The organism is Burkholderia sp. IMCC1007 (assembly GCF_027257875.1).
In the GTDB taxonomy this organism is placed as follows: Bacteria; Pseudomonadota; Gammaproteobacteria; order Burkholderiales; family Burkholderiaceae; genus Burkholderia.
The window spans coordinates 181,194-204,555 of the sequence record NZ_JAPVQY010000005.1 but is presented as its reverse complement, the minus strand read 5'-3'; the positions used below and the strand labels follow the sequence as shown (position 1 = coordinate 204,555).

Sequence of the window (23,362 nt, the reverse complement as noted above, 5' to 3'; positions counted from 1 at the left end):
CCGACTTCCCGCATCGTGTAGCACGCGGCACGCCCATATCGCGGCGGCGCGTGCGTCACAGCGATGCGCGCGGCGTCGTCGCGTACTGACGCTCGTACAGCGACTGGCAATGCGTGCAGCGCTCGGCGCTCGGTCGCGCGAGCAGACGCTCGTAGCCGACCGGCGCATCGCAATCGATGCATTCGCCATAACTGCCGTCGCGCATGCGCTGCTGCGCGCGGCCGATCGCGCGCAGTTCGGCCAGTTTCATTCCGATCAACGCGTGATCCATGTCGACGAACAGATCGGCATTCGCCTCGTCGCCCTCGTCCGGCGCCGCGCCGGCGAGATCCGCATAGGACTCCGACGCGCGCTGGTCCTCGCTCATGCGGATCTCCGCGCGCAGCGCCTGCTCGTTTTCGGTCAGCCGCCGCTGCAGCGTCTGCCGTTGTTGTGGGTCGAGCGCCATCGCCGTCTCTCCTTTTCCGGGTTCCGCGCAACGAGGCATGCGGCGCGAGGTTGTCGCGCCGATGTGCGGCGAGCATGCACGATCCGCCCGCCGTGAACCGGGGCGCCCGGCCGTACAGTGCAGCGGGCGCATGCGACGCAGGATAAACCCAATGGACCGGCGCGTGTTGACCGTCGTCAGTCTCACGCGTGGAGACGGTACAGGTGCGGGAACCGGGGACGGACGCGATTACGCGGCCTGCAGGCGCCGCGACGACGTGGTCTTACAAATACCCGACGCGGTTCGTGCGATCGATGTGTCGTTACACGTCCGCGCGCACGATATCGAGCAGCGCGCGCGCCGAGCGTTGCCAGCTGAAATGCTGCGCGCGCTCGCGCCCGGCCGTGCGCAGTCGCGCGCGCAGGTCGGCATCGTCCATCACGCGTGCGATCGCCGCGGCGATGTCGGGCGGCGAATACGCATCGCAAAAGAATGCGGCACCGCCACACACTTCCGGCAACGCCCCTTCGTGCGACACGATCACCGGGCAGCCGCACCGCATCGCTTCCAGCGGCGGCAGCCCGAAGCCTTCATAGAGCGACGGAAACACGAAGCAGCCGGCATGTTCGTACAGCGCCTTCAGTTCGCGATCGGTCACGTAGCCCGCCCACGTCACGTACGGATCGTCGGCGCGCAGGCCCGGCACGCTGCCGCCGAAGATCTTCGCATTGGCGCCTCCCGCGATCACGAAACGCAGCGTCGGGTGCGACGCGCGCATCAGTTGCATGGCTTCGAGTGCACGCACGAGGTTCTTGCCGGGCGCAAGCGAGCCGACGAACAGCACGTAGCCGTCCGTCTCGAGATTCAGGCGGGCAAGCACGCCGGGATCGGGATCGATCCGATCGATATGGTCGACGGCCGCCGGGACGACCGTCAGGCGCGCAGGCGGTACGCCGAGCGTCGCGGCAAGGCGCGCGCGCGAGAAGTGCGAAATCGTGACGATGTGGCGTGCGCGGCGCTTCAGCACCGAGAACGCGAAGCGATACCACATCCGGAATGCGACCGAGTAACCGGCGGGCAGGTCGAAAACCGCCGCATCGTAGATCAGGACGAGTTGATCGCGCTTCGCGAGCGGCCCGACGTTGCACAGACTGAGCAACATTCGACCGTGCGTCGCACGCGGCAGCGTCAACTGCTCCCAGAGCGCACCGCGCAAACCTGCGGCGACCTGCCCGCGCGCACCGGCCGGCAATGCCGCCGGATCGTGATTCGCCGGTACGACGAGCGCCGGCACGTCGTCGGGATTCGCGAGACGCGCCAGCTCGGCCGTCAATTCATATGCGACCCGCTGCACGCCGGTCATTCGCTGCGCGGTGAATTTTCCGTTGACCGCGATGCCGCTCAGCCGCGCAGCGCGCGCGGCCGTCCCGGCGCCCCGTTTCGCACGGCCGTCCTGCAGCGCGGCTTCACGACCTTCCCGAATCGACGTCGACATGATCACTCCGATGGCTGCGACGCGATCGCGCCGCCAGACACCCCGCGTCGCGGGATGCTCGTATTCCGTCAGTGTGTCGACCTGCGTCGCCGCGATCGGTACGTTCGACCGCACAATCCTTCGATTCGGCGAAACTTCGTGATCCTCAGAATGCGTTGCGACCGATGAAGCCGCGCACGATCGTCAGCAGGATGATCTTCACGTCGAACCAGAAGCTCCAGTTCTGCATGTAGAACAGATCCAACTTCACGCGCGCGGCCATCGCCTCGACCTTGCGCGTCTCGCCGCGATAGCCGTTCACCTGCGCCCATCCCGTGATGCCGGGCCGCACGCGGTAGCGATACATGTAGCAGTCGATCAGTTGCCGATAGAAGTCGTCGTGTTCGATCGCATGCGGACGCGGGCCGACCACCGACATCTGGCCGAACAGCACGTTGAAGAACTGCGGCAGCTCATCGAGCGACGTGCGGCGCAGGAACGCGCCGACCGGCGTGATGCGCGAATCGTTGCGCGACGCCTGCCGCACGACGCCAGGCTGCGCGCGATGCACGCGCATCGTCCTGAACTTGAGGATATGGAATTCGCGCCCGTCCACACCCTTGCGCCGCTGCCTGAACAACACGGGCCCCGGCGACGACAGCTTCACCGCGATCGCGAGCACCGCGAGCAACGGCAGCAGCGGAATCAGCACGGCCACCGCAAACAGCCGGTCGAACGCGAACTTCGCCCACAGCTCGGGCGCCGAGCGCGGCGTGGTCGCGAGGTTGATCGCCGGCATGCCGAGCACGTCGGTCGCCGAGCGTTCGACGACGGCCATCCGCCGCACGTCGGGCAACAACCGCAGTTCGACGAACTCGTCGCGCAACTCGCGCACGATGCGCTGGATACGCCACTCCTGCGCCATCGGCAACGTGAGCCACACTTCATCGATCTCGCCGCCGCGGATCATGCGGCGCAGCTCGGCCCAGTCGCCGATCACCGGCACGCCGCCGATCGCGTCCGACGCAGTCGCGGCCTGCGCATCGTCGTCGAATACGCAGGCCGCCGCGAACGCGCCGTCCGGTTCGAGCTGCATCCGCTCGATCGCGACGCGTCCGTATGCCGTCGCGCCGACGATGGCGACCCGGCGCTGCCGTGTGCGCGCATCGCTGCGCCTGAGCGTGAGCGCGCACAGCGCCAGCCGGCCGATCAGCAGCGCCGCGTCGCCGGACAACACCGTGCGTGCGATCCAGCGTGTGGTCATCGTGCCGCCGCGGTTCATGATCCAGGTCGCGCCGGCCGCCGTCAGCGTGCTCGCGCATACGATCGCAACCACCATGCGCGTCAGCACGGGCTCGACGCGAACCGTCGACGCGCCGCCGCGGGCCGCGCGCAAGCCCCGCGGCAGCAACCCGACCGTCAGCACGCACAGCAATGCGATCGCACCGCGCTGCGCATCAGACAAGTCGTGCCATCCCAGCCCCATCGCGGCCTGCGCGGCGAGCGCACCGGCCAGCAGCAGCGCAACGTCGGCCGCGGCTAGCGCGACGCGACGCATTGCATTCGTTCCTCCGGACTTCGAATGCATCGTCATGCACCGCGCGCGGACAATGCGCCATGCATTTCGGGCATCCGGGGCAGCACCGGCATCAGTCTCGCGCTCTCGCGCGGACCGAGCAACCGGCGATAGTCGGCGCGAATCAGCTCGTAGCATTCGCACGAATTGCGCTCCAATCCTTCGCGATCGAGCACCGTGATGCGGCCGCGACGCTGCCGGATCAGCCCGGCTTCCTGCAGATTGCCGGCCGCTTCCGTCACGCCTTCGCGACGTACGCCGAGCATGTTCGCGATCGTCTGCTGCGTGACGGCCAGCTCGTCGCCGTCGATCCGGTCGTGCGCGAGCAGCAGCCAGCGGCTCAGTTGCTCGCTGACCGAGTGATGCCGGTTGCACAGCGCGCTGCGCGAGATCTGCGCCATCATCGCCTGGCAGTAGTTCAGCAGCAGCCGGTACGTCGCGGGTGAACGTTCGAATTCGGAACGCATCACGCAGGTCGGCACGCGATAGGCCATGCCGCCGATGCGGACCTCGACGCGATTCGATACCGTGGCGCCGCCAACGAGCGTCGCGAGACCGACCGCACCTTCCCGGCCGACCACCGCCACCTCGACCATCGCACCGTCCTCCATCAGGTGCTGCACCGACATCATCGCGGAGGTCGGGAAATGCAGGTGGCGCATGGGCTCGCCGACGCGATCCAGCATGCCGGCCTTGATCCTGACCAGTTCGAGGTGCGGTGCGATCGCGCGGATGCTGTCCTCCGGCAGGGCAGCAAGAATGGCGTTCGCCGAATAGCTCGAGTGAAGCTGTAGCATCTCTGTATCCCTCTTTATTGTCCGCGGCGCAGGCGCCACGTCTGGCAATCGTTATCGCGATGCGCGTCCTCGACGGGGGTTGCGGCCACAACCCTGAATGCGATCGATGTTCGGCGTCTCGCCGCCGGATCGAATCGATCGCGTCGTTTCGACTCGCCGGCTTCAATAAGCGATTTACGTGCCAATAGCTGCCCGTCCTTAATATATGAACGGCCTCCCTTTTAAAGCGCGGGATAGCCGGCCGAAAACCGGCAAAAAGCGTCTCATTTCCGGACACTCGCCGATGCGACGGACACCGCGAATGAATCAACTGAACAATGTCGACACGCCCGCCGGCGCGCGCCCGCAGCGGGCCGCGGGTCTTATCGGTCAACGACTTACAGTACGTTTTCAATTGTTTCCATGACGTTGAAAGCGAAGTCCGACTGGCCAATCCGGATCTCGAATGAGCGTTTGAAACTGTCTCAAATTTGAATCTCTAAATTAACTCCGCGCTGTGTCAGCGAACGCACACATTGGATACAGAGCCATGATTTCATTGAGAAATCCATTGCAGATATCTCAAATGTTAAATAATGTTCAATGCGAATGAGGTTTTTTCCTTGTACGATGCGTATCTCCGGTCATTGATTCCAGACGAAGTTCAATTGCCGATCGTCTTCGCGATTCGTTTCATATCGTTTAAATCATGAAAAAAGGAAACTTTAAATCCGTATAACGTTTGCTTGCGCACCAACCGTCAAACTTTGTGAGGTTGACGTAATACGCGATTGCCGCGATTCGACTGCGTGCTAGCCTTTTTCCGGCCATCTGCATTCGAATTCCGTTGAACCCCGGATTCGCACGTGCGTGCCAAATCCCGTCGGGATGCCTTCGCGCGCTGTGCGACCGCCACACTACAAGGACGTGCCGTGACTCAACAGGCCCATGACGCCGTCGCCCACGCGACCAGCATGATCGAGCTTTCCCACAGCTTCGACGCGAACCGGTTTCTCGCGGCGCTCGACCGCGACGAACGCGCCACGCTGATCGCCCACCTCCAGCTGGTGCACCTGAAATCCGGGCAAGTGCTCTGCGAACCGGGCGAAACGCTGGCCGCGGTCTACCTGCCCGTGACGACGGCGATCTCGCTGCAGTACGTATCGTCCGGCGGCATGACGCTGGAAGTTGCCGAAATCGGCAGCGAGAGCATCGTGTGCGACGACGTGATCGGCGGCAGCGGCCGGATGCCGTGCCGCACCGTCGCGTGCCGCGACGGCTTCGTCTATCGGCTCGACCGGCGCGTGTTCGCCACGGCGTTCGACGCGTCGCCGGTGATTCGGCATCTCGTGTTCGTATGCGTGCGGCTGCTGATGGCGCAGGTATCGCAGATCACGTTCTGCAGCCGCCATCACGTGCTCAAACATCAGTTATGCAGATGGTTTTTGCTCGCCTACGATCGTTCGCGCAGCATCGAGATCCAGGTCACGCACAGCATGCTCGCGCAGATGCTCGGCGTGCGGCGCGAAACGGTCACGGACGCAGCGGGCGAAATCCAGAAGCTCGGATTGATCCGGCAGTACCGCAGTTCGATCGAGCTCGCCGATCTCGCGGGCCTCGAGAAGCTGTCGTGCGGTTGCCGCGCGATCGTGCGCGACGACATGAAGCGCATCCTGTCGTCGGACTCGGGCGTGACGGCTGCCGCGCGCGCGTGATGCGCGCGGCATTTGGGCTGCCGGTGCGAACGGGCCGGCAGATTGTAGGGTGACGAACAGAACACAGTGCGTGCGAATGGTCTACTGACGCAGGACTGCCGGGGGGACGTCAGCGCATTGTGCGCGTCCGCCCGCGCGGACGACACCACGCACGCCGGAGCCGCACGTGAAAACCGACATCAGAACCATCCTCAAGCACGTCGCCCATCTCGAAGCCGCGATCGATTCGATCGGTGACGGGGACGACCTTTACGAAGCGGGCCTTTCGTCGCTCGATACGATCCAGCTGATGCTCGCGATCGAAAAGCAGTTCAACATCGAGATTCCCGACGAGATGCTGAACCGCAATCTGTTCCGTAGCGTCGATGCGCTCGCGGACACGATCGCCACCCTCCAACGCACCGAGCATTCCGCATGAGCGCGCTACTTCCCGAACTCTCGGCCGACGACGAAGCGCATCGGCTCGACGAGGCTGCGCACGCCGTCGCGCAAATCGCCGCCCAGCACGCGGATGCCGTCGATCGCGACGCGCGCTGCCCGGTCGAGGCGATCGAAGCGATGCGCGCGCGCCGCCTGTTGAGCGCCATGGTGCCGGCCCACCTCGGCGGTGCGGGCGCGTCGCTCGCCGACGTCGCATCGGCATGCTCGATCCTCGGCCAGGCCTGTGCGTCGTCGGCGATGGTGTTCGCGATGCACCAGATCCAGGTCGCGTGCATCGTCGACCACGCGACCGACCAGGACTGGCACCGGCTGTTCCTGCAACAGCTCGTGCGGCACCAGTGGCTGCTCGCATCGGCGACGTCGGAAGACGGCGTCGGCGGCAACCTGCGCGCGAGCCAGTGCGCGATCGAAAGCAACGGCGGTGAATTCCGGTTGCACAAATCCGCCCCGACGATCTCGTACGGCGACTACGCCGACGGCATCCTCGCGACCGCGCGACGCGACGCCGACGCGCCGGCGTCCGAGCAGGTACTCGTCACGCTGCTGCGCGACGGCTATACGCTCGCGCGCCGCGGCGAATGGGACACGCTCGGCATGCGCGGCACCTGCAGCAACGGCTTCGTGCTCGATGCGCAAGGCGCGACCGTGCAATGCCTGCCGGTGCCGTTCGCGCAGATCGCCGAACAGACCATGGTGCCGGTTTCGCACATCCTGTGGGCCGCCGTCTGGATCGGTGTCGCGGGCGACGCGTTCCATCGCGCGCACCAGTTCTTCCGCGCGCAGGCACGCCAGACCGACGGCGCGCCGTCGCCCGCGTCGCGCCGCATTGCCGAATCGCTCGCGCTGATGCAGGCGATGCAGGCCCGCGTCGACAACGTGCTGCGCCTCCATGCCAGCGCATCGGCCCGCTCGTGGTCGGCCAGCATGGCCCGCGCCGCCGAAATCAACACGCTGAAAACCTATGTGTCGTCGACGGCGCTCGAGGTCGTGCAGCAGGCGATGATGATCTGCGGGATGGCGGGCTACAAGCAAGGCACGCCGTTCAGCCTCGGTCGTCACCTGCGCGACCTGCACGCGGCGCCGCTGATGATCAGCAACGACCGCATTGCCGCCAACACTTCGAGCCTGCTGCTCGCATTGCGTCCCGCGACGCTGGAGAAACACTCGTGAACGATCGCCTCTCCGTGCCTTCCGCCGTTTCCGCCGTTTCCGCCGCTTCCGCAGCGTCCGACGCACCGCTCGACCGCGCGGGCGTCAACCCGCTGCGCGACGAACTGATCGACGCGGGCCTCCTCGTGTCGACCGGCATCCAGGGCCTGTTCGGCCGCAGCGAGCGCTTCGAGCGCGTCGTCGAAGCGCTCGACGCGTTCGTCACGCGCGTCGGCGCCGACCAGCAGGCCGAAGTCCTGCGCTTCCCGCCGGCGATGAGCCGCACCGAGTTCGAGCGCAGCGAGTACATGAAGAGCTTCCCGCAACTCGCAGGCAGCGTGCATGCGTTCTGCGGCGACGAACAGCGGCACCAGCGGGTGCTGCAGTGCCTCGATCGCGGCGAGGACTGGACCGAAAGCCAGAAGCCGACCTACGTCGTGATGACGCCGGCCGCGTGCTATCCGATCTACCCGGTCGTCGCGCGCGCGGGCGCGCTGCCCGACGACGGCCGGATCTTCGACGTGTTCTCGTACTGCTTTCGCCACGAACCGTCGCTCGATCCGACCCGCATGCAGTTGTTCCGGATGCGCGAATACGTGCGCATCGGCACGCCCGAGCAGATCGTCGCGTTCCGCGAAACGTGGATGGAGCGCGGCACGCGGATGATCGACGCGCTGCGCCTGCCGAACGCGATCGATCTCGCGAACGATCCGTTCTTCGGACGCGGCGGCAAGATCGTCGCGGACAGCCAGCGCGAGCAGAACCTGAAGTTCGAGCTGCTGATCCCGATCGAGCACGACGGCCGCCAGACCGCGTGCCTGAGCTTCAACTACCACATGGATCACTTCGGACTGCTGTGGGACATCCGCACCGCCACGAACGACGTCGCGCATACCGGCTGCGTCGGCTTCGGCCTCGAACGGCTGACCCTTGCGCTGTTCCGCCACCACGGCTTCGACATCGAAGCGTGGCCGGTCGACGTGCGCGACGTGCTGTGGGGAACGCGATGAAATTCGTGTCCCGCGATGGCGATGAAGCATCGTTCGAGGACGTGCGCCACCGCGCACGCCACTACCGGCCGCACCCGCTGCACAGTGAGGAGATGGTCTGGAAGCAGACCAACTGCTACGTCGACATGTGGCTCGAGGTGCTCCGCTGGTGGGGCCTCAATCCGTATGCGGCGCTGCCGTTTACGGTGGCGCTCGATTTCGAGGGCGATCAGTTCACGTTCTTCAAGTTTCCGCACGACGAACTGGAGCGGTTCTACGGCATCGTCGTGCAGGAACACTCGATCTACGAACCGCTCGACCAGCACATCGAGACGCAGGTCGCGCGCGGTCATCTGATGATCGTCGAGGTCGACGCGTGGTTCCTGCCCGACACGCGCGGTAGCGCGTACCGCACGCAGCATACGAAGACCACCATCGGCATCGACGCGATCGACCGCAGCCGACGGCAGATCGGCTACTTTCACAACAGCGGCTATTACATCGCCGAGGACTTCGACTACAACGGGCTCGTCGGCGACAGTTCGCCGATGCCGCTGGCGCCGTACGTCGAATGCGCGAAACGGCGCTTCGCGCCGCTCGACGAACGCTCGCTGTGCGAAGCGTCGCTCGCGTCGCTGCAGCGGCACCTGCGCCGCCTGCCGATCGTCAATCCGATCGCCGCATTCCGGCGGCAGCTGCAGTTCGATGCGAAATCGCTCGCCGATTCGCCGCTCGAACGCTTCCACGCGTACTCGTTCAATTCGGTGCGTCAGCTCGGCGCGAACTTCGAACTGTTCGGCCACTACGCGCGCTGGCTGCAGGCGAGCGGCTGCGTCGGCCCGTTCGCCGACATCCGGGCCGCGTGCGACCGCATCGCGTCCGAGGCGATGGTGCTGGAATTCCGGCTCGCGCGCGCCTGTGCGCGCGGCAAGGAGGAGCGCGGCGACGGCACGCTCGACGCGATCGAAGCGGCTTACGCCGATCTCGTCGACGGCGCGCGCCGGATCGCGCCGCCGCTGCAGCCGGCGGCACCCGTTCGCGTCAACGCGGCACCCGTGCCGATGATGCGGTGACGCGCACGCGCGCCACGCCCGCGTGGTCGATGGTCGCAACGGCCGCGGGCATCGCCCAGGGGCCGCGCGACCTCCCTGCCGCCGCCGAGTGGATCGCGGCGCCCGTGCCAGGCACCGTCGCACAGGCCCTCACGCTGGCCGGCCGGCCGCACGACGTGGCCTCGCACGACGAACGCGACCACTGGTATCGCGTCGAACTGCGCGGACACGGGCCGCGCGTGCTCCGCTTTCACGGCCTCGCGACGCTCGCGCAAGCATGGCTCGACGACACGCCGATCCTGCGATCGGACAGCATGTTCGTCACGCACGACGTGCCCGTGTCGCTCGACGGCACGCATCGGCTGGTGGTCTGCTTCCGCGCCCTCGCACCGCACCTGCGCGACGCGCGTGCGCCGCGCCGCGCGCGCTGGCGCACGCGGCTTGCCGAGCCGGCGACGCTGCGCGCCGTGCGCACGTCGCTGCTCGGGCACATGCCCGGCTGGTTTCCGCGTTGCGTGCCGACCGGCCCTTGGCGTCCAGTCGAGGTACTGGATCCGGCGCACGGCCCCGTGCTCGTCCACTGCGACCTGCATGCGCGCATCGACGGCGACACCGGCTGGCTCGACGCGGAACTCGCGTTCGCCGCGCCGCTGCCCGACGCGTTCGCGGCCCGGCTGTCGTGCGGCGAACATCACGCGACGCTCGAGCGCCGCGGCGCCGACCGGCTGCAGGCAACCGTCGCGGTGCCCAACGTGCGCCGCTGGTGGCCGCACACGCACGGCGAACCGGTGCTTTACGACATCGCACTGCACATCGGCGCCGAACAGCGGCCGCTCGGCGCGACGGGTTTTCGCACGATCGAGCAGGACGCCGGCGACGACGGCAACGGATTCGGGTTGCGCGTGAACGGCGTGCCGGTCTTTGCGCGCGGCGCGTGCTGGAGCAGCGCCGCGCCGCTCGCGGTGCACGCGGACGACGCGACCTACGCCCGTCTGCTCGGGCTGGCGCGCGACGCGGGCTTCAACATGATTCGCGTGGGCGGCACGATGACCTACGAGGCCGATGCGTTCCATGCGTGGTGCGACCGTCTCGGGTTGCTGGTCTGGCAGGACTTCATGTTCGCGAACTTCGACTATGCGCTGGCGGATCGCGCATTCGCCGACGCCGTCGACCGTGAAGCCGAACAGTTCCTCACGCGTCACCGCGCGTCGCCATCGCTCGCGGTGCTGTGCGGCGGCAGCGAAATCGCGCAGCAGGCGGCGATGTCGGGCCTCGCCCCTAAGCAGCGCTTCGTCGAGCTGACCGCCGAACGCCTCGCCGGACACGCGGCGGCGCGGCGGCCAGGCGCAATTTACGTGCCTGACACGCCCGACGGCGGCGTGCTGCCGTTCGTGCCGCGCGAGCGCGTGTCGCACTACTACGGCGTCGGCGCGTATCTGCGTCCGCTCGACGACGCACGCCGCGCCGACGTGCGCTTCGCGAGCGAATGCCTCGCGTTCGCGAACCTGCCGGACAACGCGATGCTCGACAGCCTCGGCTGGCCGGGCCTTCACGAGCCGCGCTGGAAGGCGGCCGTGCCGCGCGACCCCGGCACGTCGTGGGACTTCGAGGACATTCGCGATCACTACCTGCAGACGCTGTACGACGTGCCGCCCGACCGCCTGCGGCGCGAAGATCCGATGCGCTACTTCGAGCTGTCGCGCGCGGCAATCGCGGACGTGATGCGCGACACGTTCTCCGAATGGCGGCGTGTCGGCTCGCGCTGCGCCGGTGCGCTCGTCTGGCAGTTCCAGGACGTGATGCCGGGTGCGGGATGGGGCTTGATCGATGCGACGCATCGGCCGAAATCGGCGTGGTATGCGCTGCGCCAGGTGCTGCAGCCGGTGCAGGTGCTGCTCGTCGACGAAGGGCTGAACGGACTCGACGTGCACGTGCTCAACGAACGGCCGGCGCCGCTGTCGGCGACCGTCGAGCTGGTTGCGCTGCGCGACGGCCGCACGCCGGTCGCGCGTGCCGGCTGCCCGGTCCGGATCGCCGCGCACGACGCGGTGCGGCTCGGTTCGGCCGAACTGCTCGGCCGCTTCTTCGACTGGACCTACGCGTATCGTTTCGGGCCGTGCGAGCACGACACCGTCGTCGCGACGCTGCGCGCCGAGGACGACACGCTGCTGTCGCAGGCGTTCTACTTCCCGTCCCGCACGCATCCTGCCGTGTTCGCACGGCGCGAGCTCGGGATCGAGGCGTGCGTATCGCGCAGCGGTGCTACGTGGCACGTGGATATCGACACGCGTCACGTCGCTCGCCATGTTCAGATCGATGCGCCGGGGTTCGTCCCGCGCGACGACTGGTTCCATCTCGCGCCCGGCACGCCGGCGCGCGTCGCGCTGGTGCCGCTGGAAAACGCCGATGCCCAGGTGGCGCCCGGCACGCCGCCGATCGTCGAGATCCGCGCGCTCAACGCGGCGCGAACCGTGCGCGCCGCACCAGCCGACTGACGCGGCCGCGCCGGCCGGCGCGGGTGGCGCCGGTGCCGAGACGCCACGGCATCCGCGCTGCCCGCCACCGCGCGGCGCGCCCGTCAGTCGGCCGAGCCCGTGCCGCGCGGCCGCTCGATCCCGTAGGCTTCCATCCAGCGATACAGCGTCGCACGCGACACGCCGAGCTCGCGAGCGGAAGCCGCGACGCGCCCGCGGGTGCGCAGCAATGCCGTCTCGATCGCTTCGCGCTCGATCGACTTGCGCATGTCCGCGACGGACGGCGACGCGGCGTCGAGACAGTATTCGAGCTCGAGATCCTGCGCGGTGATCAGGCGCCCTTCCGTCATCACGACAGCGCGGCGCACGCGGTTGATCAGCTCCCGCACGTTGCCTGGCCAGTCGTGCTTGTAGAGCGCGGTGATCGCATCCGTCGAGAAGCCGCGCACGCGATGTCGCGCATCGCCACGGAAGCGCTCGAGCATGTGATGCGCGAGCAGTTCGATGTCCTTGCCGCGCGCGCGCAACGGCGGTTGATCGATGCGCATCACGCAGAGCCGGTGAAACAGGTCGGCGCGGAACCGCCCTTCTTCCATCGCTTCGCGCAAATCGACGTGCGTCGCCGAGACGATCCGCACGTCGACCGGCACCGGATCGCTGCCGCCCAGCCGGTGGATCGAGCGCTCCTGCAGGAAGCGCAGCAGGCTCGCCTGGCTCTCATGCGGGAGATCCCCTATTTCATCGAGCAGCAGCGTGCCGCCGTTCGCGGCCTCGACGTAGCCGATCTTGCGTGCGTTCGCGCCCGTAAAGGCGCCGCGCTCGTAGCCGAACAGTTCCGATTGCAGGAGGTGCGACGGGATCGCACCGCAGTTGACCGCGACGAACGGTCCGTTGCGTCGCTCCGAATGCCGGTGGATCGCGACGGCGGTCAGCTCCTTGCCGGTTCCGGTTTCGCCGAACACGAACACCGGCGCATCGGTGCGCGCGAAGCGGCGCACCGTATCGAACAGCCGCAGCATCGCGCTGCAGGTGCCGACGATGCCGTGTTCCTCGGATTCGAGCCGCTCGCGGTCGCGAGCGAACAGACACTCCATGCCGTACGCATGACCGACCGTATCGGCGATCCGCTGGTGCGACGCAGGCAACGTGATGTAGTCGAAGCAGTAGTCGCGCAGCAGCGCGCGCACGTTCGGCGCAGCGGTCTGACCGGCGTCGACGAGCGCGACCCACACGACGTCGCGCATCGACGCGCAGGTGGACGCGATGCTGCCGATCGCATCGGCGTGGCCGCCGCTCAGATCGAGGATGCCGCAGGTGATTTCACCGGACGTGTCGCGCAACTCGCTGGCATGCGCGACGATCGACACTTTCCAGTCGCGTCGCGCCAATTCCTTGCGAAGCATGACGGACGGTGTCCGCGTCCAGTAAATCAGGGGACGCTGCCCGCTAGTTCTCCCCTCGCCGGCGCTCTTATCGCGCGTTATTGGCATATTCATAACGAACCGTCACTTTCTCCACTACGCGAGCCGTTCGCGCGCGGTGCCGGCGGCGCATCGCCGCCTTTCCGCGCTGCGTTTCTACAGCCTGGGCGAAGATCGAAATTACACACGGCGTAAGCCCCCGGAAATCGAGCCGGACGTCATCCGGTCTCGCATTCATCGAACTCGAAGGGAACGCGCGGCTGCAAGCGCCACGGCATTCCGGCTTTGATACGGCGCGCCGTCGAACCGGCACGTCGGCAAACCCGAATTCCGTCCGCATTTGCGTCGCGTCGTACACGACAGCTGCGCCCGATGCTGAACCGGATGGCCGCCAACCCGCTCGGAATGGCCGCCTCACTTCTTCCGCTCCTGAACTTACACGTCGTTTTCGGTGACACTGTTACCAAACAGTAAGCCACGAATCATTCGATTACGCCGCCGCCCGCACTCGCGAAACCCCGTTTGAAGACTGTCGTTTGATTATCTCCGACGATTCCCGCCCGTCGGTGGTAAATCTAACCCTTCCTCACAATTCGCGTGTCTCATTACCAACCTATGTCGCTTAAATATACACAAAACCCTGTTCGTCATACGCATTGACTGGCAATGGCGCGGGGCAAGGCGGCTCGCTGTCGCAATGACCGTACCCGCTATCGCGCTGCCTGTTACATCGTCGTAACGTTCCGGCAGCCAGCGGCGGCTCAGGTACGCAGCGCGGCAGCGCCACGCCGGCCGGTCGGCTGGTCCACCTCCTCCCCTTCATCGGCTTCGTTCGCTGCGTCCGCATCGATGCCGGGTTCGTCGTCCGTGTCGCCGTCCGCGGGCACGCACGTCACCGGTATCGCCATCTCGTTCTGCAACGCGACGTAGCCTTCAGTCACGAAACGCGTGAGCTCGTCGCGAAAGCGCGCGGCGCCGAAGCGCATGGCGTTGCCGCGACATGCATGCGGATCGAAGGTGCCGCGCGGCAGCGCCTCGAAGCGTGCGAGCGCATCGATCAATGCGTCGGCCGTCTGCGTGCGGTAGAACAGCCCCGTCGCGCGCTTGCCCGGCCATGCGCGCACCGTCTCGCACACGCCGCCCTTCCCGTATGCGATCACCGGCGTCCCGCACGCCTGCGCTTCGAGCGGCGAAATGCCGAAGTCCTCTTCGGCCGCGAACACGAACGCGCGCGCACGCTGCAGGTGATCGTGCAGCACGTCGAATGGCTGATAGCCGAGCAGGCTGACGTTCGGTCCGGCGAGCGCGCGAATCTTCTCCATGTCGGGCCCGTCGCCGATCACGACGAGACGGCGCTCGGGCGTGCGCGAAAACGCATCGACGATCATGTCGATCCGCTTGTACGGCACGAGCCGCGACGCGGTCAGGTAGAACGGCTCCTTGTCGGTACGCAGCGACAGGTGCTCGACGTCGACCGGCGGATAGATCACCGTCGCGTCGCGCCGGTAGACCTTGCGGATGCGTCGCGCGACGAAGCGCGAGTTCGCGATCACGCGATCGACGCCATTGGCCGAGCGCGCATCCCAGTTGCGGATGTAGTGGAGCAACGCACGCGCGAGCACCGATTTCGGTCCATGCGCGAGGCCGGCCTCGTCCAGATACTGATGCTGCAGATCCCACGCATAGCGCACCGGCGAATGCACGTAGCTCGCATGGAACTGGTCGGGGCCGCTCAGCACGCCCTTCGCGACCGCATACGAACTCGACAGCACGACGTCGTAGCCCGACAGGTCGAACTGCTCGATCGCCAGCGGAAAGAGCGGCAGGTAGCTGCGGTAGTGCTTGCGCGCGAACGGCAGCTTCTGGATGAACGAGGTGTGGACGTCGTGACCGCGCAGACACGCGCGATCCTCGAGAAAATCGACAAGACTGTAGACGTCAGCCTGCGGAAAGCAGTCGATCATCTGCGCGAGCACGTGCTCGGCGCCGCCCTGCACGACCAGCCAGTCGTGAACGATCGCAATCTTCAAGTACCGCCTCCCCGGATTTTCATTCATGTTCGCGTCGGGCAGGCCGTGCATCGCGCCGCCTGCTCCAACCCACCCATTATGAAAAGGCGGTCGCGGCGCCGATGTGTGCTACCACACACTGTCCGGCTCTCGCGCGACGTGCGTCGCACGCGCTGCTGCGGCGCACGCATCACCGAAAGTCTGAGTGCGCTTTCGAACAGACCGGCGTACGCGTTGTAAGCATGATGTCTTCAGCCGTGACGTCCGGAACGAACGCGTCCATGCGACACGGCCTGCTCAGGGCATCACGCGAGGACTGCATCATGGAATGGCATTGTTGTGAATTCGAACATCTGAGCTCGGTCGATCTGTATGCGATCCTGCGCGCGCGCAACGCGGTGCTGGTCGTCGAGGATGCCCACACGTATCTCGACATCGACGGAAAGGACGCGGGCGCATTGCACATCTTTGCGCGCGTACGCGTCGGCAATACGGTGGAAATCGCGGCCTACGCGCGCCTGTTGCCGGGCGACGACATCGATCCGGAAGTCGTGATCGACAAGGTGCTCACGAGCGAGGCGTGTCGCGACGACGATACGCTCGAACGGTTGATCGAGCGCGCGCTCACCGCCGCGCACGCCGCATGGCCCGACGTCGCCGTGCGCACGCATGTTCCGGCGCCGCGTCATGCGTTCTACAAACGCTTCGGATTCCGCAAGGCTTACGGCCCGTATCTGGAACAGGGCACGCCGTTCATCGGCCTGATCCGGCCCGCGGACCGTACTGCCGGCGCGCTGCGCACCCTGCTGTCGCGGGTCGCGACGGCGCCGCATGTGTCCGACGCCGATACCCGCACGGACAGCCGTGTGCACAACCGACTTCCCACCGATACCGGAGTCAATCGATGAACCCCACCCTTGTCCCGGTTCCGGGGCCCGACCTGCCGCGCATCCTGCCCGTGATCCTCGCGGGCGGTTCGGGCACGCGGCTCTGGCCGCTGTCGCGCGAGTGCCATCCGAAGCAGCTGATCGAACTGATTTCGGACGAATCGCCGCTGTCGGCAACGGCGCGCCGCCTGAACGGCATCAGCAACGCGTCGCTCGGCGATACGCTGCTGCTGGTGTGCGGCGAACAGCATCGCATCATGAGCGCCGCGCAGGTCGTCGGCCGCGCGGCGCCGCCGCGCATCCTGCTCGAGCCGGCCGCGCGCAACACCGCGCCGGCGCTCACGCTCGCCGCGCTCGACACGAGCGCGCTCGACGAAGATCCGGTGCTCGCGGTGATGCCGGCCGACCACATCATCAGCGATGTCGAGGCGTTCCAGGACGCGATCGGGCGCGCGGCGCGCTACGCGCAGGAAGGCGCGATAGTCACGCTCGGCGTGTTGCCGCGTCGCGCGGAAACCGGCTACGGCTACATCCAGGTCGGCGCGCCGCGGCTCGGCCGGCTCGGCGGACAAGGCGGCTACGCCATCAGCCGCTTCGTCGAGAAGCCTGACGTCGCGCTCGCCGAGCGCTACCTGCATTCGGGCGACTACTGGTGGAACAGCGGGATCTTCGTCACGCGCGCGTCGGTGTGGCTGAAGGCGATCCGTGCACTCGCGCCGGCGATCCACGCCGCGTGCGAGGCTGCGTGGCGCGCGGGCGTCGCCGAGGAATCGTTCTTCCGGGTCGATGCGGCGGCGTTCGACGCATGCCCGTCCGACTCGATCGACTATGCGGTGATGGAACGCCTGACCGAACACCCCGAGCTCGACATCGAGGGCATCGTGGTGCCGCTCGCGGCCGGCTGGTCGGACATCGGCACCTGGGACGCGATCTGGGAAATCATGCCGAAGGACGATCAGGGCAACGTCGCGCGCGGTCCGATCGTGTTCGAGGACACGCAGGACAGTTTCGTCCGCTCCGAAGGCCGGCTCATTGCCTGCGTCGGCATGAAGGACGTCGTCGTGATCGAGACGGCCGATGCCGTGCTGGTCGCGAACAAGCATGACGTGCAGCGTGTGAAGAACATCGTCGAGCGCCTGAAGATCGACCGGCTCCCGCAGGCCAGCGAACATCGCAAGGTCCAGCGGCCGTGGGGGCATTACGATTCGATCGATCTCGGCGAGCGCTTCCAGGTGAAGCGGATCGTCGTCGAACCGGGCAAGCGGTTGTCGCTGCAGATGCACTATCACCGCGCCGAGCACTGGATCGTCGTGCGCGGCACGGCGAAGGTGACGCGCGGCGACGAGACGTTCCTGCTCAGCGAGAACGAATCGACGTACATCGCGGTCGGCGAAGTGCATCGACTCGAGAACCCGGGCAGGATTCCGCTCGAAATCATCGAGGTGCAATCGGGCAACTATCTCGGCGAGGACGACATCGTCCGCTTCGACGATCAGTATGGCCGCACCGTCGTCGAGACGCTGCCGCCGAAGCCGGCGAATGCACGCACGGCACGCACCGCGCGCGAACGACGCGACGAAGCCGCGGAGCGCGAGACCATCCGGTGAACGCACGCCGGGCACGCCCGCGTGCCCGGCAAGCCGCCGCGCTGACCGTACGCGGTGGTCAGTCGGCCCCGCGTTGCGGCCATCGCGGCCGCCTGAACGACTCGCGTACACGCGGCAGCAGCGACGCATCCGCGCCGTTCGCATCGGCCGCCACCGACAGCGGCTGGCGCGCCGGCGCACACCGCGTACCGGCCGCGCAACCCGGCGCGGGACCGATGCGCACCGGCAATCCGCCGATCTCGGCCAGCTGATTGCGTTCGAGCCGGACATCCGACACGTTTCCCCACAGACGAATGCCGTCGAATCGCGCATGCGACACGCGGTTGCCGATCACCGCCACGCGCGTGACCGAACCGGACCACGTGCTGACGTCGATCGCGGCCTGTTGCGTGAGCGGACGCATGTCGACCCGGCCCGACGCGGTCTGGATGTCCGTAATCACGTTGTTCTCGACCCGCACGTCCGATGCGCCGAACGTCCCGCTGCTGTCCTCCTGCGCAACGAGAATCCCCGCGCTCACCTGCACGTTGCGCACGATGTTCTTCGCAATGGTGACGTTCTCGCCGCCGACCACCGTGATGCCGCGTCCCCACGGGTTGCCCTCCAGCGAGTTGCCGGTAATCAGCACGTTGCCGCTCAGCACGCCGTCCTCGCGATAGCTCACCACGGCGATCATGTCGTCGCCGGTGCCGCGCACGACGTTGCCGCGCACGAGCACGTTGCGCGAGCCGTGCGTGATGTGGATGCCGTCGGCGAGCGTCGACATCACCTCGTTGCCGACGATCGCGACGTCCGTTGCGCCGAACACGAAGATGCCGCCGCCGCCGCCGTCTATCACGTTGTCGAGCACCTGCACGTCGCGCCCCGTCACTTCGATCTTCGTCGACTCCGGATTCATGAGGCGCGTCGTGCCGGTTCCCGCCAGCCGGAAGCCGACGATCGTCGTACCGTCGCCGCGCATTTCGATCGTCTGGTCGTCCGGGACGGTGGCGCTCAGCACCGCGCCATAGCCGGACACGATGACGTGCGGCTGCCGCACGATCAGCGAACGGCTGACGGTGTACCGCCCCGGCGCAAACACGAGCCGCTGGCCCGGCTGCAACGCATCGAGTGCGCGTTGCAGTGCGTCGGTCTGATCGGCGGCGTCGGATGCGGGGTGAACGTATGCGTCGGGGAGGCTCGCGGAACGCGCGTCCGGTGCGGGCGTTGCGGACACCGCCGCGGCCGGTGGCGGCCATGACACACCGCCGGCCGCCAACATGCCGACCAGCACCGCGCACGTCGCGGGCAGACATCGCAATCTGTGCATATCGAGTCGATCCCCCGGTCTGAAGATGGCCACCGCGTCACGCCACGATTCCCATGTTGCGTAACGGCTGGTTCATCACGTCCGCGAGCCACGGGCCAACTCACGGCCCCGTTGGAACAAGCGAAACGATGCGTCTGATTAGAGCATCCGGTCCGGCAGGCTTCGGTGCGCCAGCAGACTTGCATCGAACACGGCGGGCTGTTGCGCGGGGTAAGACGAGCGAAGCCGCGAATGGTAGGTTCGCGAACAGAGCCTGCGCCGCGTCGCTCGTATCATGAGCCGCTATCCGACGTAATGCGGATGGCGATGGCGTCACGCGCCTGCATGCCGGGCGCATCGTCGCCGGCCGCCGATTCCGCCGTATCGCAATCGCCGCCTGCCCGAAGCTGCTCATGACACATCTGACCATCGCCATCTGCAACTACAACCACGGTGCATACCTGCGCACCGCGATCGATTCCGCGCTCGGACAAACGGTCGCGGGCATTCACGTTCTGGTAATCGACGACGGCTCCACCGACGATTCGCGCGACATCATCCGCTCGTACGGCGAGCGCATCACGGCAATCTTCCAGCCGAACGGCGGCCAGGTCGCCGCGTATAACCGCGCGATCGAGCAGGTCGTGACGCCGTACGTGCTGCTGCTCGACGCGGATGATCTGCTTTACGCGGATGCGGCCGCGCGCGTGCTCGCGGCATTCGCATCGGGCGACTTCGTGAAGGTACATTTCCGGCTCGACGTGGTCGCGCCGGATGGCGTGCCGACCGGCGCGACCGTACCGCAATCGGCCGTCGATACGGATTGCGGGCGCCTGCTGCGCGAGGGCTGGCTGTATCCGTCACCGCCGGCGTCGGGCAACGCGTACCGGACCGACGCGCTCAAGCGCATCTTTCCTGTGCCCGTCACGGCGGACAACCTGCACGGCGCCGATTTCTACGCGATCTACGGCATCGCGCTGCTCGGCAACGTGCACATGATCGATGCGACGCTCGGCGGCTACCGCGTGCATCGGCCCGCCGCCGCGACGGCCGACGACGCGAACCCGCGCGCATCCGGCCTGGCACTGGCCAATTCGGAGGACGCGGCCACGGGTGCGCTGAAGGCGCGACGTCGCTGGTCCACGCTGCGCACGCTCGCCGGCACGCGGCTGCATGAATCGCTGCCGATCGCGCCGTTCGACTTCGCGATCGAGAAGGCGCGCTTCGCGAGCACGCTCTATCGCGCGCCATTCGCGCGCCGCTGGCGCTGGTTCCTGTGCGAATCGGGCGGCTACTGGCACACCGTGCTGCGCAATCCGTTCTGGCGTCCGTTCAAGAAAATCTCCGTCGCCGGGCTGTCGCTCGCGTGCCTGCTGCCGTCGACGACGCTCAGCGACCGCGCGATCCGCTATCTCGCCAATCCGCTTGCCCGCGTGCGCACGCAACCCGGGCGACGGGCCGCTGCGCGTTGAACATCATCGTGCGCGTCGGATGTCGTTCCGGCGCGAATCAAGCGGGGCACCCTCACGTCGTCTGCGCGCGAATCGCCTGGTTGCTTGCGGGCCACGCAGGGAACCCGGCCATGCGGGCAATGCCCATCCGCAACGCGACCAGATAGGCGAACATCGGGACCGCGACGCCGGCGAGCGTGCCGAGGGCGAGGTGCGTCGCGAGATTCGTCATGCCGGCACGCACCAGCACGATGCGCACGCAGGCCATCACCAGAATGTGCATCAGGTAGATCGGCATCGATGCATAGCCGACCATCGCCAGCCATCCGGTATGCGCGGGAAACGACGCGTACCGGTGTGCGAGCTGCAGCACCAACGCGATGCCCGCGAATGCGGCGGGAACGGCCCAGACGCTCGTCGCGCTGCCCCGGCCATGCGCAAACGCGACGGCCACGACGAACATCGCCGCCGTCACCGCGCTCACCCATCGATGGCCGTAGCGCTCCAGCCAGCCCGGCAATGCGCGGGAGGCCACGATACCGGCCACGAAGAACGGCCAGTTCATCAGCGTCGTCGACAGGATGCCCCACTGCGTGCTCGCGCCGATCGCGAGCGCCAGCACCGCGCTTGCCACCAGCCCGTCACGTGTGTGCGCAGACATCGGCACGCGCGTGAGCGTCGGCACGTAGCGTCCGAGCAGCCACACCGCGAGCATGCAGAGCATCAATGCATAGAGGAACCAGAACTGCGCAAACGGCCGCCAGCCGATCGCGAGCAGATCGTCCCGCGTGAACGGATGATTGCTGCCGTGCGACGACATCGCGATCTGCACGCCGCCCTGCAGAACGGACCAGAGCAGATACGGATACGCGATCGTCATGCTCTTCGCGCCGATGAACCGTTGCGGCGCCCGGCGCAGCGAGCTGCACACGTGCAACCCGGACAGGAAGAAGAACAGCGGCATGTGGAACGTGTAGATCACGTAGTCGCTCCACGCGAGCAAGGTGGCGGGCAGCCCCGCCGGTACGAGATCCGATCCGACGACGCCACGCAACACGTGGCCATGGACGACAAGAATGATCCCTGCGCCGCGTGCCGCGTCGAGGGTGGTTTCGCGTGCTGTCATGTGTGTTCGATGCGCGGCTTCGACGAAGCCCGCGCGGCCGCAACGAGTGAGGATCGCTACACTTTAGGCACGCTTGCGTGGAAGAACAGTGGGCTGGGCTACAGTCAGATGCTATCGGAACCGGCCCGCACCGCCGCGACACGCGAGCGCGCCCGCGCAACGGGCCGGACTCGCTTCGAGAACCACTGGAACACGACGATCAGCAGCACGACCGGCACGAAATTGCGCCCGCTGAACAGGTTCGGAATCCGCAGTATTTCCAGAAGCGACACGTACAGCACGGCGTGCGCGCAGCACCAGAAGCCGTTGCCGCTTCGCCAGCCTGCGTAGCCGCGGCCGAACACCCAGCCGGCAAGCGCCGCGTTGAGCAAGCCGAACCAGCCCCACTCGTAGACGTGGACGAAGATCCCCGACGGGTTGTTGAACTCCGGGTCGGCATAGCTGTTCAGGAACAGGTCGAGCCGGTCGCCCGAGTCGAGCCACTGCTGCGCCACCGGGGCGATCACCGGGAAATGCAGCACCCAGTCGAACGTGAACATCGGGTGCCCGCTGTTCCAGCCGAGCACGCTGAGGATCCCCGCGCCGTTATTCAGCGACGTCGAGTAGTACAGGCCCAGGCGTTCGAGCGCGAAATCGAAGATGTTGTCGTAGATATTGACGTAGTACGTTTCCCACGACCGGTTGTATTCGTTCGCGATGAACAGCGCGATCAGCAGCGGGATCGCGGCATACGGCCCGAGCGTCAGCAGCCGCGAGCGCGTGCCCGCACGGCCGAAGCGAAACCGCACGACCATCAGCGCGAACGGCAACACCACTTCGATGATCGCGAGCCGTTCCGCGAAGATGAAGCTGCGCAGCAGCGTCAGCACGATCAGCACCGCCAGATAGAGCTTGTAGCGGTTCAGCCCCTTCACCGGCGTCCTGAATACGTAGAAATAGAGCGCGACGAACGGCGCGGTCGCCTGCGTGAACGTGCTCAGGCCCGTCACGCGCCCTTTCAGCTCGATCAGCTCGAACGTGTTCGCCGTGCCGCTCAGATACGACACCAGGATCGCCGGATGCATGAGAATGCCGCTCATCATGACGAGATAGCCGAACAGCGCGAGCGCGAACACGAAATCGAGCACGCGCGGCGACAGCTCGACCGGCTCGACGGCCGGCACGCGCGGCGCCTGCGCGTCGTTCGACGCAAACCACGCGGCCGCCATCAGCACCAGCAGGAACAGCGCACCGGCGATCGCATAATAGGCGTCGAAATAGATGCGCGCGATCGACTTCTGGTCGCCCAGCAGCCCGATCGACAGCATCCCGTACAACGGCAGGATGAAGATCAGCACGAGCCGCGCAGGATCCTCCCACCAGTAAGCCTGGTACCCCGCCGCACGCGCGGCGCGCGCCGCCGCGGCCCGCCGGGCCGGCCCGGGCTGTCGTCGTTGCCTGCGCACGCCGGCTGCCGGTCGATCGTTCATGATGCCCGTTCCATCCTTTCGATGCGCGGAT

18 protein-coding genes are annotated in these 23,362 nt (G+C 66.8%); 9 read left to right on the top strand and 9 right to left on the bottom strand.

Going from position 1 to position 23,362, the window contains the following annotated elements; genetic code table 11:
* Nucleotides 1-55: 55 nt before the first annotated feature.
* From O1Q03_RS07720 to O1Q03_RS07705, 4 genes are all read right to left on the bottom strand, one after another.
* On the bottom strand, nt 56-448 hold the full coding sequence (locus O1Q03_RS07720; RefSeq protein ID WP_269502570.1) for a TraR/DksA family transcriptional regulator: 393 nt from the start codon (nt 446-448) through the stop codon (nt 56-58).
* 301 nt (nt 449-749) lie between these two features.
* Complete coding sequence (locus tag O1Q03_RS07715) at nt 750-1,922, bottom strand: glycosyltransferase family 4 protein (protein WP_442865762.1); 1,173 nt, start codon at nt 1,920-1,922, stop codon at nt 750-752.
* Between the two features lie 145 nt (nt 1,923-2,067).
* A complete protein-coding gene (locus O1Q03_RS07710) occupies nt 2,068-3,459 on the bottom strand; it encodes an undecaprenyl-phosphate glucose phosphotransferase (protein ID WP_269502569.1) in 1,392 nt (463 codons plus the stop codon).
* Nucleotides 3,460-3,491: 32 nt separating this feature from the next.
* Nucleotides 3,492-4,274, bottom strand: coding sequence for a Crp/Fnr family transcriptional regulator (locus O1Q03_RS07705; RefSeq protein WP_269502568.1), 783 nt, complete (start codon nt 4,272-4,274; stop codon nt 3,492-3,494).
* A gap of 911 nt (nt 4,275-5,185) precedes the next feature.
* Here O1Q03_RS07705 and O1Q03_RS07700 point away from each other — a divergent pair.
* From O1Q03_RS07700 to O1Q03_RS07675, 6 genes are all read left to right on the top strand, one after another.
* The gene (locus O1Q03_RS07700) at nt 5,186-5,968 is read left to right on the top strand and encodes a Crp/Fnr family transcriptional regulator (RefSeq protein ID WP_269502567.1); all 783 of its coding nucleotides are present in this window, start codon (nt 5,186-5,188) and stop codon (nt 5,966-5,968) included.
* A 166-nt stretch (nt 5,969-6,134) separates the two neighbouring features.
* Nucleotides 6,135-6,386: an acyl carrier protein gene (locus O1Q03_RS07695; RefSeq protein ID WP_269502566.1), complete on the top strand. Its 252-nt coding sequence runs from the start codon at nt 6,135-6,137 to the stop codon at nt 6,384-6,386.
* Complete coding sequence (locus O1Q03_RS07690; RefSeq protein ID WP_269502565.1) at nt 6,383-7,579, top strand: acyl-CoA dehydrogenase family protein; 1,197 nt, start codon at nt 6,383-6,385, stop codon at nt 7,577-7,579. The genes O1Q03_RS07695 and O1Q03_RS07690 overlap by 4 nt, the downstream gene beginning before the upstream one ends.
* Nucleotides 7,576-8,568 (top strand): amino acid--[acyl-carrier-protein] ligase, encoded by a 993-nt coding sequence (locus tag O1Q03_RS07685; protein WP_269502563.1) that lies wholly within the window; start codon nt 7,576-7,578, stop codon nt 8,566-8,568. The genes O1Q03_RS07690 and O1Q03_RS07685 overlap by 4 nt, the downstream gene beginning before the upstream one ends.
* Nucleotides 8,565-9,620, top strand: a complete 1,056-nt coding sequence (locus tag O1Q03_RS07680; protein WP_269502561.1) for a DUF1839 family protein — start codon at nt 8,565-8,567, stop codon at nt 9,618-9,620. Before O1Q03_RS07685 ends, O1Q03_RS07680 begins: the two co-directional genes overlap by 4 nt.
* Nucleotides 9,617-12,094 (top strand): glycoside hydrolase family 2 protein, encoded by a 2,478-nt coding sequence (locus O1Q03_RS07675; RefSeq protein WP_269502559.1) that lies wholly within the window; start codon nt 9,617-9,619, stop codon nt 12,092-12,094. The genes O1Q03_RS07680 and O1Q03_RS07675 overlap by 4 nt, the downstream gene beginning before the upstream one ends.
* A gap of 83 nt (nt 12,095-12,177) precedes the next feature.
* Here the strand turns inward: O1Q03_RS07675 and O1Q03_RS07670 are convergent, their stop codons facing one another.
* Nucleotides 12,178-13,569 carry a sigma-54 dependent transcriptional regulator gene (locus O1Q03_RS07670; protein WP_269502557.1) on the bottom strand — a complete coding sequence of 464 codons (1,392 nt, stop codon included), beginning with the start codon at nt 13,567-13,569 and terminating at the stop codon, nt 12,178-12,180.
* A gap of 686 nt (nt 13,570-14,255) precedes the next feature.
* On the bottom strand, nt 14,256-15,524 hold the full coding sequence (locus O1Q03_RS07665; RefSeq protein WP_332112518.1) for a glycosyltransferase family 4 protein: 1,269 nt from the start codon (nt 15,522-15,524) through the stop codon (nt 14,256-14,258).
* Nucleotides 15,525-15,745: 221 nt separating this feature from the next.
* On the opposite strand from O1Q03_RS07665, the gene O1Q03_RS07660 reads away from it, so the two are divergent.
* Nucleotides 15,746-16,411 carry a drug:proton antiporter gene (locus O1Q03_RS07660; RefSeq protein WP_442865761.1) on the top strand — a complete coding sequence of 222 codons (666 nt, stop codon included), beginning with the start codon at nt 15,746-15,748 and terminating at the stop codon, nt 16,409-16,411.
* A complete protein-coding gene (locus tag O1Q03_RS07655; RefSeq protein WP_269502553.1) occupies nt 16,408-17,997 on the top strand; it encodes a mannose-1-phosphate guanylyltransferase/mannose-6-phosphate isomerase in 1,590 nt (529 codons plus the stop codon). Before O1Q03_RS07660 ends, O1Q03_RS07655 begins: the two co-directional genes overlap by 4 nt.
* A gap of 58 nt (nt 17,998-18,055) precedes the next feature.
* Here the strand turns inward: O1Q03_RS07655 and O1Q03_RS07650 are convergent, their stop codons facing one another.
* The gene (locus O1Q03_RS07650) at nt 18,056-19,306 is read right to left on the bottom strand and encodes a right-handed parallel beta-helix repeat-containing protein (protein WP_269502551.1); all 1,251 of its coding nucleotides are present in this window, start codon (nt 19,304-19,306) and stop codon (nt 18,056-18,058) included.
* A gap of 392 nt (nt 19,307-19,698) precedes the next feature.
* Between O1Q03_RS07650 and O1Q03_RS07645 the strand changes: the two genes are divergently transcribed.
* Nucleotides 19,699-20,757, top strand: coding sequence for a glycosyltransferase family 2 protein (locus O1Q03_RS07645; protein ID WP_269502549.1), 1,059 nt, complete (start codon nt 19,699-19,701; stop codon nt 20,755-20,757).
* A gap of 52 nt (nt 20,758-20,809) precedes the next feature.
* Here the strand turns inward: O1Q03_RS07645 and O1Q03_RS07640 are convergent, their stop codons facing one another.
* Both O1Q03_RS07640 and O1Q03_RS07635 read right to left on the bottom strand, forming a co-directional pair.
* The gene (locus tag O1Q03_RS07640; protein ID WP_269502548.1) at nt 20,810-21,862 is read right to left on the bottom strand and encodes an acyltransferase family protein; all 1,053 of its coding nucleotides are present in this window, start codon (nt 21,860-21,862) and stop codon (nt 20,810-20,812) included.
* A gap of 104 nt (nt 21,863-21,966) precedes the next feature.
* Complete coding sequence (locus O1Q03_RS07635) at nt 21,967-23,331, bottom strand: oligosaccharide repeat unit polymerase (RefSeq protein ID WP_269502547.1); 1,365 nt, start codon at nt 23,329-23,331, stop codon at nt 21,967-21,969.
* Nucleotides 23,332-23,362: the final 31 nt, after the last annotated feature.

Excerpts from the sequence above, each read along its gene's own strand:
- O1Q03_RS07720 (WP_269502570.1), bottom strand. The coding sequence starts at position 448 with ATGGCGCTCGACCCACAACAACGGCAGACGCTGCAGCGGCGGCTGACC.
- O1Q03_RS07715 (WP_442865762.1), bottom strand. The coding sequence starts at position 1,922 with ATGTCGACGTCGATTCGGGAAGGTCGTGAAGCCGCGCTGCAGGACGGC.
- O1Q03_RS07690 (WP_269502565.1), top strand. The coding sequence starts at position 6,383 with ATGAGCGCGCTACTTCCCGAACTCTCGGCCGACGACGAAGCGCATCGG.
- O1Q03_RS07670 (WP_269502557.1), bottom strand. The coding sequence starts at position 13,569 with ATGAATATGCCAATAACGCGCGATAAGAGCGCCGGCGAGGGGAGAACT.
- O1Q03_RS07660 (WP_442865761.1), top strand. The coding sequence starts at position 15,746 with ATGATGTCTTCAGCCGTGACGTCCGGAACGAACGCGTCCATGCGACAC.
- O1Q03_RS07705 (WP_269502568.1), bottom strand. The coding sequence starts at position 4,274 with ATGCTACAGCTTCACTCGAGCTATTCGGCGAACGCCATTCTTGCTGCC.
- O1Q03_RS07710 (WP_269502569.1), bottom strand. The coding sequence starts at position 3,459 with ATGCGTCGCGTCGCGCTAGCCGCGGCCGACGTTGCGCTGCTGCTGGCC.
- O1Q03_RS07680 (WP_269502561.1), top strand. The coding sequence starts at position 8,565 with ATGAAATTCGTGTCCCGCGATGGCGATGAAGCATCGTTCGAGGACGTG.
- O1Q03_RS07640 (WP_269502548.1), bottom strand. The coding sequence starts at position 21,862 with ATGACAGCACGCGAAACCACCCTCGACGCGGCACGCGGCGCAGGGATC.
- O1Q03_RS07650 (WP_269502551.1), bottom strand. The coding sequence starts at position 19,306 with ATGCACAGATTGCGATGTCTGCCCGCGACGTGCGCGGTGCTGGTCGGC.
- O1Q03_RS07635 (WP_269502547.1), bottom strand. The coding sequence starts at position 23,331 with ATGAACGATCGACCGGCAGCCGGCGTGCGCAGGCAACGACGACAGCCC.
- O1Q03_RS07645 (WP_269502549.1), top strand. The coding sequence starts at position 19,699 with ATGACACATCTGACCATCGCCATCTGCAACTACAACCACGGTGCATAC.
- O1Q03_RS07655 (WP_269502553.1), top strand. The coding sequence starts at position 16,408 with ATGAACCCCACCCTTGTCCCGGTTCCGGGGCCCGACCTGCCGCGCATC.